At 63.7% G+C, this 13860-nt stretch carries 13 protein-coding genes; 5 read left to right on the forward strand and 8 right to left on the reverse strand.

Going from position 1 to position 13860, the window contains the following annotated elements; genetic code table 11:
- Positions 1-819 (forward strand): hypothetical protein, encoded by an 819-nt coding sequence (locus tag IPK70_05145; GenBank protein ID MBK8226542.1) that lies wholly within the window; start codon positions 1-3, stop codon positions 817-819.
- 27 nt (positions 820-846) lie between these two features.
- Here the strand turns inward: IPK70_05145 and IPK70_05150 are convergent, their stop codons facing one another.
- Complete coding sequence (locus IPK70_05150) at positions 847-1146, reverse strand: response regulator transcription factor (GenBank protein ID MBK8226543.1); 300 nt, start codon at positions 1144-1146, stop codon at positions 847-849.
- A gap of 219 nt (positions 1147-1365) precedes the next feature.
- Positions 1366-2262 carry a hypothetical protein gene (locus tag IPK70_05155; GenBank protein MBK8226544.1) on the reverse strand — a complete coding sequence of 299 codons (897 nt, stop codon included), beginning with the start codon at positions 2260-2262 and terminating at the stop codon, positions 1366-1368.
- A gap of 141 nt (positions 2263-2403) precedes the next feature.
- Here IPK70_05155 and IPK70_05160 point away from each other — a divergent pair, with 141 nt between their 5' ends.
- Together IPK70_05160 and IPK70_05165 are read left to right on the forward strand one after the other, a co-directional pair.
- The gene (locus tag IPK70_05160; GenBank protein ID MBK8226545.1) at positions 2404-3474 is read left to right on the forward strand and encodes an alkane 1-monooxygenase; all 1071 of its coding nucleotides are present in this window, start codon (positions 2404-2406) and stop codon (positions 3472-3474) included.
- Positions 3475-3540: 66 nt separating this feature from the next.
- Entirely contained in the window at positions 3541-5067 is a 1527-nt protein-coding gene (locus tag IPK70_05165; protein MBK8226546.1) for a hypothetical protein, read from the forward strand.
- A gap of 73 nt (positions 5068-5140) precedes the next feature.
- On the opposite strand, the gene IPK70_05170 is transcribed toward IPK70_05165, so the two are convergent.
- Positions 5141-6130 carry an IS110 family transposase gene (locus IPK70_05170; GenBank protein MBK8226547.1) on the reverse strand — a complete coding sequence of 330 codons (990 nt, stop codon included), beginning with the start codon at positions 6128-6130 and terminating at the stop codon, positions 5141-5143.
- 482 nt (positions 6131-6612) lie between these two features.
- Between IPK70_05170 and IPK70_05175 the strand changes: the two genes are divergently transcribed.
- A complete protein-coding gene (locus IPK70_05175) occupies positions 6613-6894 on the forward strand; it encodes a DUF551 domain-containing protein (GenBank protein MBK8226548.1) in 282 nt (93 codons plus the stop codon).
- A 70-nt stretch (positions 6895-6964) separates the two neighbouring features.
- On the opposite strand, the gene IPK70_05180 is transcribed toward IPK70_05175, so the two are convergent.
- The 3 genes from IPK70_05180 to IPK70_05190 form a co-directional block, all read right to left on the reverse strand.
- Complete coding sequence (locus IPK70_05180; protein MBK8226549.1) at positions 6965-7663, reverse strand: FKBP-type peptidyl-prolyl cis-trans isomerase; 699 nt, start codon at positions 7661-7663, stop codon at positions 6965-6967.
- A 154-nt stretch (positions 7664-7817) separates the two neighbouring features.
- Complete coding sequence (locus IPK70_05185) at positions 7818-8450, reverse strand: ABC transporter ATP-binding protein (GenBank protein MBK8226550.1); 633 nt, start codon at positions 8448-8450, stop codon at positions 7818-7820.
- 36 nt (positions 8451-8486) lie between these two features.
- The gene (locus IPK70_05190) at positions 8487-9707 is read right to left on the reverse strand and encodes an alanine dehydrogenase (protein ID MBK8226551.1); all 1221 of its coding nucleotides are present in this window, start codon (positions 9705-9707) and stop codon (positions 8487-8489) included.
- A gap of 151 nt (positions 9708-9858) precedes the next feature.
- Between IPK70_05190 and IPK70_05195 the strand changes: the two genes are divergently transcribed.
- Positions 9859-11733: a T9SS type A sorting domain-containing protein gene (locus tag IPK70_05195; protein ID MBK8226552.1), complete on the forward strand. Its 1875-nt coding sequence runs from the start codon at positions 9859-9861 to the stop codon at positions 11731-11733.
- A gap of 14 nt (positions 11734-11747) precedes the next feature.
- On the opposite strand, the gene tsaE is transcribed toward IPK70_05195, so the two are convergent.
- A complete protein-coding gene (gene tsaE, locus IPK70_05200) occupies positions 11748-12170 on the reverse strand; it encodes a tRNA (adenosine(37)-N6)-threonylcarbamoyltransferase complex ATPase subunit type 1 TsaE (protein MBK8226553.1) in 423 nt (140 codons plus the stop codon).
- 75 nt (positions 12171-12245) lie between these two features.
- Entirely contained in the window at positions 12246-13799 is a 1554-nt protein-coding gene (locus IPK70_05205; GenBank protein ID MBK8226554.1) for a PglZ domain-containing protein, read from the reverse strand.
- Between the last annotated feature and the right edge of the window lie 61 nt (positions 13800-13860).

Below are 13860 nucleotides of genomic sequence, written 5' to 3' on the forward strand. Positions count from 1 at the left end.
ATGAATACGACGAGCAACTTCAAGGAATGGGTGAACCTTTTCATTGACCATTGGGGTTATTCGCTTGTCCTGTTCTTCAGTACCGCCGGAATCATTTGGACAGTTATCAAGTTCATCTACGGTTATAGGATCGCAGCTGCAGAAAGGAGGAGCGATCAACTTCAGAAGGAGCTGGACACATCGCGAGAAAAACTAAAGACTCTGCCCGGGGCAAACGAGCCCGGCGAAGGCATGGTCAGTTTCTTCACCCACACGAAGGAAGCCTCTGAGAAGGACCTAATCGCTAGGATTGAATCAGCGCAGCGACGCATTACGATGTTCGGTCTTACTCGGAACCATTTCGTAACGGACGCCATGGCGCAGTTGATCATGCACAAGGCGCTGTCTATTCCAGTCGTGTTCTTCATCATGGACCCTTCGTGCGCTTCAAGGAAGGACCGTTATCGTATCGAACCTGCGAACGCAGCATTGAATGATCCAAAGAAATATCGCAACGAGGTGGAGGCGGCCATGCTGGACCTAATGAGCAGGGCTAAGCGAACGGAAGCCGGATCAACCCAGGCAGGCCTGGCGATATACTATTACAACTTTCCTTGTTCTTTCGCGATTGAAGAGTTCGACGATGACTTGAGAGTAATGTTATACGGTCATGGGAAGCGAGGAACCCAAGGCCCAATACTGAACTGCGGCTTTGGCCATCCGCTTTCTCCCTATTTCAACGCGCAATTGCGCTGGTTGGAGAAACTTGCTCTAGGTCAGCCCTACCCACCATGGTCCGCAAAGGGTCTTGTGGTGAGGCGGCTAAGCCCTGTTACATAGGTCTACGTTTATTCTTCAGTAGGAGCGCTACTTCGGTGCTGCGCTATACACACCCTCTTCCCCCTCCCCGCATTTCCCCTTCCCGCACCCGCACTCCACCAGCCCCCGCCTCACCGCGGCCAGGTACAATTCCAAGGTGGTCTTGGCGCCCAGCTTGCGCATCACCTTGTAGCGGCGCTTCTCCACGGTCTTCACGCTGCGGTGCATGGCATCGGCGATCTGGGCCGGCGTGGGCTCTGGCACCGTGAGCAGCAGGCGCAGGTACTCCCGGTCGCGATCGTTGATCGCGGTGGGCTGGCGGGTGCGCTTGCGGCTGCGCAGGAACATGGTGCGAAGCACCGCAGCGGCCGGGAGAATAAACAGGTGCTTTTTCACAGGGGGTACCCTGTGAAAAAGCACATTCTGCGCGCGGCATTCTCGAAATCCCACGCAGCGCCGTGATTGCCCTTTGCTGCGCAGGCAGAGGCTTCGTGCGGCATGCTCCTCAGGATCCCACTGAGGATCGAGGGTCTCTCCCGGCGGCAAGAGCGGTCGCCAACGCCACACTCACCGCGCCACCACCAAGGTGCCCGTTGCGCGCTGCCCGCGTGCATCGGTGGCCAGCACATGGTACAGGCCAGGGGCGAAGCGGCGCAGATCGAGCACGGCGCGATCGCCGGTGGTGCTGTGGGTGAGCACTGCGCGGCCAAGGGCATCGAGCAAGGTGAACGAGAAGCCGTGCGCATGGGGCATGGAGAGCACCGCTTCATCCGCGGCGGGGTTAGGCCAGAGGCCCACGCGCAGCGCCGGCGCATCGGCGATGCCCATGCCCAGCTCCACTTTCCAGAGGTCGATGCCGAAGCCGGGCGTATAGGTGCCGATGGGATCGAGCAGGTTGCTGGCCAGGTAGAGATAGTAGCTGAAGCCGCCGCTGGTCTCGAACAGCACCACATCGGTGATGGTGCCCCAGGGTGCCGTCACCTCGCCGGAGGCGACATAGGTATAGGTGTCGCTGAGGTTGTTGCCGTTGATGGTCCAGCTATCGGTGAACGTGCTGCCCATGCTGAAAGGGAAGGTGCAATAGGTGCGACCGCCCACCACGGCTTCGGCGCTCACGCCGATCATCTCGGCGTGCGCGGCATCCACGATGTAGTGGCGCCACTCGGTGTTGCCGTCCTGCACGCGTTGGGCGCACAAGGTGGTGCCGGGGTAGCTGCCTGCGAACGGACTATCGCCCGGTGCGCGGTAGTTGCTCATGGCCGTGATGCCGAAGGGCGTTACGCCGGTGGCATCCCAGGTGTTGCCCGTGCCGGTGAGGTTCCAGCCATCGGCGCTGCCCGAGTTGTAGTAGGTGCGCGTTTCGGCATGGCCCACAGCGGGGATGCTATTGGCATCGGTGAGGGTCTGCGCCACGGCGGTGCCGGTGCAAGCCGAAAGGAGGAGAGCAGTGCAGAATCGGTTCATGTTCGTTTGGTTGGCGCAATAGTGAGGCGATCCGCGCGACCAGGGCTACGGTGATCCCTGTATTTCTCATGCCGCCTTCCCTGCCTCTCTACCTTTCCCCTCGTGGAAACCGCCCTGCCGCGCCTTGCTGTCCGCCGCCGCATGCGGCTCCGCGCCTTGCGCTACCTGGTCACCTTCCTGGCGCCGGCCTGGGGCGTGGTGAGCCTCACGGCCCATGGCGTGTGGACCTGGGCGCTGCCGATGCACGCCTTCGCGCTGGTGCCCTTGCTGGAGCTGCTGATCCCGCGCCGTGCCGATAACCTCAGCCGCGAAGAAGAGGCGGTGGCCAAGGACGATCCGCTCTTCGACCTGCTCCTGTACGTGCTGGTGCCGGTGCAATGGGGCGTGCTGGTGCTCTTCCTGCTGCAAGTGGGCGAGCCGGGCCTGGCCTGGTGGGAGGTGGCGGGCCGCATCGCCAGCATGGGCATCCTCTGCGGCATCTACGGCATCAACGTGGCGCACGAGCTGGGCCACCGCCCCACGCGCTGGGAGCGCGACCTGGCGCGGGCGCTGCTGCTCACCAGCCTCTACATGCACTTCATCATCGAGCACAACCGCGGCCATCATAAGCGCGTGGCCACGCCCGATGATCCCGCCAGCGCGCGCTATGGCGAATGGCTCATGGCCTTCTGGCTGCGCAGCCTCGTGTTCAGTTACGTGAGCGCGTGGCGCATCGAGGCCGGGCGGATGCGGAAGGAAGGCCATGCGCCCTACGGCTGGCGCAACGAGATGCTGCAGGCGCTGGGCTGGCAATTCGCCTTGGTGGCGGTGATCGGCGCGGCGCTCGGGTGGAAGGTGATGGCGGCCTTCCTCGCCGCAGCGCTCATCGGCGCGCTGCTCCTGGAAACGGTGAACTACATCGAGCACTACGGCTTGCGCCGCACGCGCGATGCGCACGGGCATTACCGCCGCGTGGAGCATGTGCACTCGTGGAACAGCGACCACCTGCTGGGCCGCCTCACCCTCTTCGAGCTCACGCGCCATAGCGATCACCATTGGAAGGCGAGCAAGAAGTACCAGACCCTGCACAGCATCGACGCTGCGCCCCAGTTGCCCACGGGCTATCCGGGCACCATGATGCTGAGCCTGCTGCCGCCGCTCTTCTTCGCGGTGATGCACCCGCGCCTGCGCGCTTTGGCCGAAACGGAACGCGACCTGGAGCTGGCTCGATAGCCTCCGCATCGCGCCACACAACCCATCACGCGGCACCTGCGTAGAAGTCCGCGCTCACATTTGAAGATGGAGGCCGCTACCGTTGACCGAGCGCTTGGACCGCGCGTGCAGGAGTTGCTGGAGAACCTGCTCGACCGCTATGAGATGCGGCGCACGGCCCTGTTGCCGTTGCGCGAGAAGCGGCGCGCCGCGCTGTCCTCGGGCGATGTGGCCCACCTGCCCGATACCGCGCACGTGCGCAGCACCGAATGGCGCATCGACCCCGTGCCTGAGCAATTGCTCGAGCGTCGCGTGGAGCTCATCGGTGGCTGCACGCGCAGCGAGCTCATCAACGGCCTCAATGCCGGCGCCAAGAGCTACGTGGCCGACCTGTGGAACTTCACCTGCGGCGATGCCTGGAGCGTGATGCGCGCCCACCGCGTGCTGGAGCGCGCCACCCGCTCCGACATCGCCTACCTCGACCCCTACGAGGGCCGCGTGCGCGCCAACCCGCGCAGCACCACGCGCCTGCTCATCGGTCCGCGCCCCTTGCATGTGCTGGAGCCCAGCGTGCTGGTGCGCGGCGAGCCATCGCCCGCCGCCTTCCTCGACCTGGCCCTGCTGGGCACCCATGCGCTGCAGCTGCTCACCGAGCGTCAGGGCGGCCTCTACCTGCTGCTCCGCGATGTGCAAGGGCACATGGAAGCGCGCCTCTGGACGCAGCTGCTCGATGAGGTGGAGCAGTGCGCCGACCTGCCGCGCGGCAGCATCCGCGCCACGGTGATGATCGACTCGCTCGCCGGCGCCCTCGAGGCCGACGAGATCCTCTTCGAGCTGATGCACCATGCCGCCGGCCTCAGCATCGACCCGCAGGGCTACGCCGCCGATCACATCGCCATCTTCCACGGTCCCGATTCGCCGGTCTTCCCCGACCGTGAGTCGGTGGGCCTCAATGCGCCGTTCCTGCGCGCGCTGTCGCTGCACCTCATCGCCGTTTGCCACCGGCGCGGCGCGCATGCCATCGGCGCGCCCAGCTTCGTGCTGCCTCCGCTCGATCCCGCGCGCGTGAAGGCCGATTACCAGGAGATGCTCAACGACAAGGAGCGCGAGGCCGCCGACGGCTTCGATGGCACCATGGTCGTTCATGCCGATACCGTGAACGCCGCGATGGCGCAGTTCAACAAGATGATGCCGCTGGCGCACCAGCTCGGCTACCAGCGCGATACCGCCATAGCCCCTGCCGACCTGATCCGGAGGCCCGAAGGCGCCATCACCGTGGACAGCCTGGTGACCGCCATCCGCACGACCCTGCGCTGCCTGGTGTTCCGCTGGCAGGGCAAGGCCTGGGTGGTGCAGGGCAGCCGTCTGCACGACCGTTCCTCCTTGCGCCTCGCCCTGCGCCTGCTCTGGCATTGGTGCCACTCGCGCAACGGGGTGGTCACCGCCACGGGCCTCGAGATCCACGGCGAATTGATCGGCTACCTGCTGCGCAAGGAGAGCGATAAGCTCTTCGCCGAGGGCGATGATCGCACCAAGGCCCTGGCCAAGCAAGCCGTTCAGCTCGCGCTCGATCTGGTGCTGGGCGATGCCGTGCCGCTGGAGCCGCAGGCATGAGCGCCTGCTGAATCGGTTGGGCGATTTCAGTTTTGGTCCCTACGGAAGAATGCGCTGATCCGATTTCCTATTTCTATGACATGTGCAAGTAGCGTGAGTACGGATTCCCGGAGGCGAGCACTGCCCAGAGGTGGTGGATGATCTTGCCGGCGACGTTGTTGAGGGCGACGATGGGGCGTTTGCCTTGCTCAAGCTTGCGCAGGTAGTAGTCGCGCAGGTCTCCGGGGCTGCGAGCCGCTGCGAGCGAGGCTAGGCGCAACAGGCTCTTTAGGCGCTTATTGGCACATGCAGAAGTGGCAGTGCGTCCGCGCACGCTGCTGCCGGATGATCGCTCGAAGGGAGCGCAGCCCACGTAGCACACCAGCTGCCGTGGGTTCTCGAAGCGCGTGAAGCCCTCGGTGTGGGCGATGAGTTCACTGGCCAGTACGGGGCCGATGCCCGTTACGGTTTGGGCCAACGCCTTCTTGCGCTGCACCTCTTCGTTGGCGGCGATCACGGCTGCGATGGTCTTCTCCAGCTTCTGGAGCGATTTCTCCAAGGCCTTGAGCTGCCGTTCGAGCTCGCTCCTCACCAAGGCCCGTATCGACTTGCCCAGGTAGAGCACATTGTCCTTCATCTGGGCGCGATGACCTGCGCGCTGCTTGATGAGGCGCTCACGCAGGGCCAAGAGGCTCCTCAACTCGGCAAAGCCCATGAACGCAGGCGTGATCAGGCGCGCCTTGTCCGCGTAGCGAGAGGCGTACTCGGCGATGCGCCGCGCATCCACCTTGTCGCTCTTGCCCCGTTGCATCCCGATGCTCAGGCGGATATCGTTGGGGTGCGCCATCCAAGTGGGCTGGCCCATGTCCAGCAAGGTCTTGATCACACCAAGGCTGTAATGGCCCGTAGGCTCTAGGCATACCAAGGTGCTCTTCTCGCACAGCCCGCGCCTGGCCCATGCTCGCAGCAGGCCGCGCAGTGCTGCGGGGGAGTTCTTCACCTGCTTCTCTAAAGCGATGCCCCGCTCATCGCGCAGGGCCACATCCAGGGTGGCTTTGCTCACATCTATCCCGATTGTTCTCATGGTGGGTTTAGGTTTGTTGTCCACTGAAGGGGCTGAGCAGGTGTCCTTCGCTTCAGAACTCTAACAGGCCGCGAGCCTCAATTTCTATTCGAGCCTTGGACACCGAGGAGCGTGAGGTCCCAATAGGAAAGCAGGACCTCATCCTGACCTTTTGCCCGGTTCACCTCACGCTCTGCTCGGCTTCCTCCAGTTGGTTGCGATTTACCAGCGCAAGCCTAGAGACCTTTTGCTCCGCCAAAAGGTGGAGCCAAAAGGCGACCACGATCCAAGTCCAGGCGGCTCAGCTACCACACCGGCTCTACGCACGGGCACGCCGACCGCCTGTCCCGCGCGGATCGTGGACGCCCACGCACTCACTTCCTGCCAATCAAGCGCCTTGGCGATACACGAAATGCGAGTCGAATCGAGCACTCCGCATGCGTAGGATGACTTCGCTTTGACCTGAGCACTACCCATGAGCACGCCGCTTCTACCTTGGCCGCGTGAGCCGCTGGGTGCCCGTTTCAGAACGCCTTCCCGATGATGGCCAGCGCGTGCTCTGCTATCTCCCGAAGAACACGGTGTTCCTTCCGGGCAAGACCGGCGCAACCGAAGAGCGGCTCGTGGTGGTGATGCGCTTCGCGCACGACTTCTTCGCGAAGAACCCGAGCAAGACGGGTTATGCCGGGCCGCCGCATTTCTGGCTGGGCGAAGGCACCAGCAACCGGTTCTTCCAAGAGGTGAGCCACTGGATGCCGCTGCCGGAGCGGCCTGAGCGGAGTTAGGCTCGACCGGCAGAAAACGAAAAGGTGCGAAGACCTGAGGCCTCGCACCTTTCCGGAATTTCTGTTGCGCCTACTGCTTCACCACGTCGAGCAGCTCGAGATCGAAGATCAGCGTGCTGTTCGCAGGGATCTTGCCGCCGGGTGCGCTTTGTGCGCCGTAGCCGAGATCGCTGGGGATGTAGACCTTCCACTTGCTGCCGATGGGCATCATCTGCAAGGCCTCCTGCCAGCCGCGCACGAAACCGTTCACCGCGTAAGTGATCGGCTCGCCGCGATCAACCGAGCTGTCGAATACGGTCCCATCGATGAGGGTGCCATGGTAGTGCACCTTCACCTGCTGCTCTGCCGTGGGCTTGGCGCCGCTGCCCATCTTGATGACCTCGTACTGCAGGCCGCTGGCGGTGGTAACCACTTCCTTGCGCTTGCCATTCTCGGCCAGGAACTGCTCGCCCTTCACGCGGTTCTCTTCGCCTTTCGCCTGCTCCTCGGCCATCTTGGCCTCCTGCAATTTCATCATGTAGCCCTGCACCACCTTGTTCACCTCGTCCTCGGTCATCAGCCCGGTGCTGTCAAGGGCATCGCCGAGGCCCATGGCCAGGGCCTGCACGTTCACGTCAGCGAGCTTGTTGCGCTTGAAGTTGGTGCCGATGTCGGCGCCGATGGCGTAGCTCACCGAATCGATCTCCGTGGCGAGTGCCACGCGGCCTTTCTGTCCCTGCGAGCAGGCGGTGATGAAGGCGGTGGCGGCAAAAAGAGTGACAAGGCGCATGGTCATTGGTCGGATTGGGGTTATGGTCCGCTGTGCGGGGGCGCGAAAGTAGGGCGGGGGAGCGGGCGCGGCTTCGCTTCAATCCGGATGATCGGCTGGCTCGCGGCCCGCGGCCTTAGGGTCCAAGGCTGAGCGGTACGGCATCGGTAAGGCCTCAGACCGCCACCGGCACCCCGTCGCGCAGCTCCAATGCCCGATCGCAGAGGTCGTGTTCCGCAGGCTGGCGGTTGCTGGCCACCACCAGGGTGCGCCCGCCGGCATGCTCGCGCAGCAAAGCACGGAACCAGCTGATGGCTTCGGCGTCGAGGTTGCTCGCGGGTTCATCGAGCAGCAGCAGCGGCGTGTTGCTGAGGATGGCAAGCGCGAGCTTCAGGCGCTGCTTCATGCCGCTGCTGAAGTGGCGCACCGGTTTCTCCAAGGCGTGATCGAGGTAGGCCATGCGGGCCACGCCGTCCTCACCGATGCCAGGCCTGAAGGGCTTGAAGCGCGCATGGAAGCGGATGCACTCGCTCAGGCTCAGGTCCTCGTACAGGCCGAGGTAGGGCGCGGCGATGCTCACGTGGCGGTACACCCTATCCGCAGCGATGGCCTTGGCATCCACGGCATGCGTGATGGTCCCGCTGGAGGGCATCAAGGCGCCCGCGACCAGTTGCAGCAAGGTGCTCTTGCCGCTGCCGTTGGGGCCGAGGATCACGGTGCGGGATCCGCTGCTCAAGGAGAAGCTGGCCTCGCGGATCACGGCCTCGCGCCCGAAGGTCTTCGAGAGGGCGGCGAGGGTCACTTCCATTCCGATGCGGGAGCGCTGAGGGAAGGGTGCTTCGGATCAGAATGCGGCCAGCAGGATGTCGAGGTCCTTGTAGGGCAGCTTGAAGGCCTCGCCGAGGATGGGGCTGGTGACGGTGCCGTTGTAGAGGTACACGCCGTGGCGCACACCGAGATCCTGTTTGATGAGGTCCTCGAAGCCGCCGACATCGCCCATGTGCAGGAGCATGGGGCCGAAGATGTTGCTGAGCGCGGTGCTGGCGGTGCGGGGCACGCGGCTGGCGATGTTGGGCACGCAGTAATGCATCACGCCGTAGCGCTTGTACACGGGGTCGGTGTGCGTGGTCACCTCGCTGGTCTCGAAGCAGCCGCCGCGGTCGATGCTCACATCAACGATCACGCTGCCGCTCTTCATGTCCTTCACCATCTCCTCGGTGACCACCATGGGCGTGCGGCCTTGCTCCGGACGCAGCGCACCGATGGCCACATCGGCATTGCGCAGGGCTTTCTTCAGTTCCTCGGGCTGGATGACGCTCGTCCAGATGCGCTGGCCGAGATCGCTCTGCAAGCGGCGCAGGCGGTAGATGCTCTTGTCGAAGACCTTCACGCTGGCTCCAAGGCCCAGGGCGGCGCGCGTAGCGAATTCGCCCACGGTGCCCGCGCCGATGATGACCACTTCAGCAGGCTCCACGCCGCTGATGCCGCCGAGCATGAGGCCCGGGCCGCCCTTATCGGCGCTGAGGTATTCGCTGGCGATCTGGATGCTGGTATTGCCCGCGATCTCGCCCATGGCGCGGATGATCGGGTAGATGCCCTCACGGTCCTTGATGAAGTCCCAGGCAACGGCCGTCATGCGCTTCTCCATCATGCGGCGCAGCGTGTCCTTGGGCTGCACGGTGAGCTGCAGGGCGGAGATGAGCGTCTGCTTATGGCGCAGCATCTCGATCTCGGCGTGCGTGGGCGGCGCCACTTTCAGGATCAGGTCGGCCTTGAACACCTCAGCCGGGCTTTCAACAACGCTGGCTCCGGCCTCACTGTAATCGCTGTCCTGGAACTGCGCGGGCTGACCGGCGCCACGCTCGATCACCACTTCATGGTCGCGGCCCACCAGCACCGCCACGGCGGCAGGGGTGAGGGGCACGCGGTGCTCCTGGAAGGTGATCTCCTTGGGGATGCCGATGAAGAGGTTCTTCTTCTTGCGCCCCACCTCCATCACCTGCTCTTGCGGCAGCATGGCCGATTGACGGGCCAGTTGCTTGAGCAGCTCGGTGGATGGGTTCATGGCGTTCCGGAGGTGGATCGCGAAGGTACTGAGCAGGACGCGAGCGGGGATCCCGGGCGATCGGTCCGCTGGCCGGCACCCCTAACCAAAGTTCTATTTCCCGGTTGCAACCGAAGCAGCAGTTTTGCCCACGAACGAACCGACCCTACCCATGCGCAAGTCACGATACCTGTTCTTCCCGCTCCTCTCCGGCATGCTCGGAGCCTTGCACGTGAGCGCCCAAGGCTTCACCTGGGCCAGCAGCGGAGGATACGCCGGCATCGCCAATAGCTTCTCCGGGGCATTGGACCTGGCCCGCGACCCCCAGGGCAACCTGTTCCTGTTCAACGATGGCAACGGCGCGCAGCAGTGCCAGGGCGATACCGTGCAACCCAATGGCGGAGCGGGCAGCTCGAACGCCTTTGTGCACAAGTTCAACAGCGCCGGTGAACTGCAGTGGATACGCCCGGTGGGGCCACAGTTCCAGCCCTTCAGCATCCGCGCCGATGAGGCTGGTAATGCCTATTTCCTTGGCCGTGCCTCGGCAAGCACGATCATCGTCGGCGACACCACCGTGAACGTGACCGCCTTGCGCAACTACCTGCTGAAGCTCTCACCCGACGGGAACCTGGTGTGGGCTCACAACACGGGCATGTCCAGCACCGGCGGGGCAAGCCGCACCACCCTATTGCACTACGCCAGCGGACTGCTGTACTTCCAAAGTGGCAATCTCTCGATGGCCAGCTTGGACACCGCCGGCGTCCCGCAGACATCACTGGCCGCCACCTCCTACGTGCCCACGACCGCGTTTCCCAACCTGTGGTTCAAGAACGCGGTGAGCCTGAGCAACGGGGATGTGATCATTGCTGGCGAGCACCGCGGTGAACTGGCCTTCGGCACCGACCCGAGCCTGCCGGGCGATGCGTCGGCAGCTGCCCTGAACCGTAACTTCTTCCTGCGCTGCAATGCCGACCTGGATTCCATCCGCTGGTACCGCTCACATGGCAACTTCCGCGACCGCTTTGAGCACAACATACCGCTGGCGACAGACCCGTCCGACAACATCTACGCCTGCGCCACCCTCGGCTTCAACACGCCCATCACGTTCGGACCGGATGTGATCACCAACACCACCTTGGCTAACGGCATCGACGCCGTGCTGAAGATGGACGCCGATGGCACCCCGCTGTGGATGCGGCCGATCAACTCCACGACCTCCACCTATGCCTATGGCCTGGTCCTGAAGGACGATGGCAACACCCTGTATATCTGCGGGGAGCAGACGTCCGGCACCGCCACCTTCGGCCCCGCCGTGATCAACGCTGCGGCCACGGGCAAGGGCTTCATCGCGGAGATCAATGTGGATGGTGAGTACCTGAACGGTTTCCACGCCGGGGTGCCGGTCCAGCCACCCGGCGCCTTGCAGAGCTTCAGCTATGCGCTCGTGGCACAGGGTGATGGCCGCTACGTGGTGAGCGGCAGGTTGAACACCCTCTCGCCATGGGAGCTGAGCTGCACGGAGCGCATCCCGAACAGGGGCTTCTTCGTCACCGAGTTCACGGGCCTTTCCGATGACGTGCCCGAGCCGGAGATCGACCAGGTCGGCAACACGCTGATCGCCTCCCCGGAATTCACCGGCACCATTCAATGGCTGCTGAATGGCGAACCCATCCTGGGAGCCAACGGGCAGAGCTATGAACCCACGGAGAATGGCTCCTACAGCGTGAGCTACACCAGTGAGGAGGGCTGCGTGGGAACAGCCACCTCGGATGTGCTGGTGGTGATCACCACCGGACTCGGGATGCAGGCCTCCAACACATTGGCGGCTTGGCCCAATCCCACAGAGGGACCGCTGTTCCTGCGCGGCCTTTCGTCAAGCGGCACGGTGAACATCACCATCGTGGATGCCGTGGGCCGCACGGTGGCCGCGCAGAACACGGTGGGCCCCAACGCGTACATCGACGCCATGCCACTGCGAAGCGGGGTGTACTGGTTGCGCGTGAGCGATGGTGCCGGGCAGCAGGTGCTCCGCTTCGTGAAGCGCTGATCGCAGCGTCCGCCTCAACGGCTGATGGAGATGGTGCGCACGGTATCGGGCGCCACTTCCAACGTGAGGCGCAAGGTGCCCGGAGGAAGCAGGTCCGCAGCCAGCTCAGGCCATTCGATGAAGCAGTAAGCGCCGCTGTCGATGTACTCGGTGAAGCCGATGCCTTGCAGTTCATCGGCATCCTTCAAGCGGTAGAGGTCGAAGTGGTACACCGGCCCGCCATGCTCGGAGCGGTACTCGTTCACGATGGAGAACGTGGGGCTGCTCGCCTGGTCATGCGCCCCGAGCGCATCGCAGAAACCCTTGATGAGCGTGGTCTTTCCGGCGCCTAGATCGCCGTGGAGGGCGAAGATGCGTGCGAAAGGGAAGTCCGCAATGATCTGCGCGGCTACTTGCGGAGCTGACCGTTCATCGCGAAGCGAATACTGCGCTGGCATGGCCCGCGAAGTTCGTGGGCAGCGCACGAACAACCCTTTACCGGCTCCGCTTCAACCTTAAACCATCCATTCGCGCTACCTCGCCTTCAGCACCGCCCACGGCACGATCATCTCCTCCAGCGATATGCCGCCATGCTGGAAGGTGTCGCGGAAGTAGGTGACGAAGTGGTTGTAGTTGTTGGGGTACACGAAGAAGCGCGCGCCCTTTGCGAAGATGTACACCGTGCTCATGTTGGCCTTGGGCAGGTGGGCCTTGGCGGGATCCTTGATCACCAGCACATCGCGGTCCTCGTAGCTCAGGTTGCGGCCGTGCTTGTAGCGCAGGTTGCTGTTGGTGTTGCGGTCGCCCACCACCTTGCTGGGGTCGGTGACGCGGATGGTGCCGTGATCGGTGGTGATCACCACGCGGCCGCCGCGCTCGGCGATGCCCTTGAGGATGTCGATGAGCGGGCTGTGCTCGAACCAGCTCTTGGTGAGGCTGCGGTAGGCGGCATCATCGCTGGCCAGCTCGCGGATCACCTCCATCTCGGTGCGCGCGTGGCTGAGCATGTCGACGAAATTGTACACGATCACGTTGAGCGGATTGCCCATGAGCTCATCGAGGCTCTCCGCGAGCTTCTTCCCGGCATTCAGGTTGAGGATCTTGTGGTAGCTGTGCTTCACGTTCCTGCCCAAGCGCTGCAGCTGCCCGGCGAGGAACTCGGCCTCGTGCGCGTTCTTGCTGCCCTCTTCATCCTCGTTGATCCACTTGCCGGGGTAGCGCTTCTCGATCTCGGCGGGCATCATGCCCGCGAAGAGCGCGTTGCGCGCGTATTGCGTGGCAGTGGGCAGGATGGCGTAGAAGAGGCCCTGGTCCTCGGTGCGGAAGAACTCGCCGAGCACGGGCTCCAGCACGCGCCATTGATCCAGCCGCAGGTTGTCGATGAGCACCATGAAGAGCGGCGGCTGCTTCTCATCTATCAGCGGCGCCACCTTGGCCTTGAAGAGCTGGTGCGATTGCAGCGGCGCATCGGTGGCCTTGCCGCTGAGCCAATCGGGATAGCGGTCGGCCACGAAGCGGCTGAACTGCTCGTTGGCCTCGTTCCATTGGCTGCGCAGGATGTCGGCCATGCCGGGGTCCTGGCTGCCCGTGAGCTCCAGGTCCCAGCGCACCAGCTCCTTGTACAGCTCGGTCCATTCCGCGGTGCCCATGCGGCCGCCCAGCTGCATGGCAAGCTGGCGGAATTGCTGCTGGTAGCTGCTGGTGCTCTTCTCACTCACCAGGCGGCGGCCCTCGAGGTGCTTCTTCAGCGAGAGCAGGATCTGGTTGGGGTTCACGGGCTTGATCAGGTAGTCGCTGATCTTGCCGCCGATGGCCTCTTCCATGATGTGCTCCTCTTCGCTCTTGGTGATCATGATCACCGGCACATGGGGCAGTACGGCCTTGATGCGGTTCAGCGTCTCCAGCCCGCTGAGGCCGGGCATGTTCTCGTCGAGGAAGATGATGTCGTACTCCTTGGCCTTGCTCTTCTCCACGGCGTCGAGCCCGTTGTTCACGGTATCCACGGTGTAGCCCTTGCCTTGCAGGAAGAGCACGTGCGGGCGCAGCAGGTCGATCTCGTCGTCGGCCCAGAGGATGTTGGCGGTCATGTTCGGGATCAGGGCCCCTTTCGGCGCCGCAGGTTCTTGGGTGAAGGTTCGCATGCAGGGC

The sequence above is a fragment of the Flavobacteriales bacterium genome (assembly GCA_016712535.1).
GTDB lineage: Bacteria > Bacteroidota > Bacteroidia > Flavobacteriales_F > PHOS-HE28 > PHOS-HE28.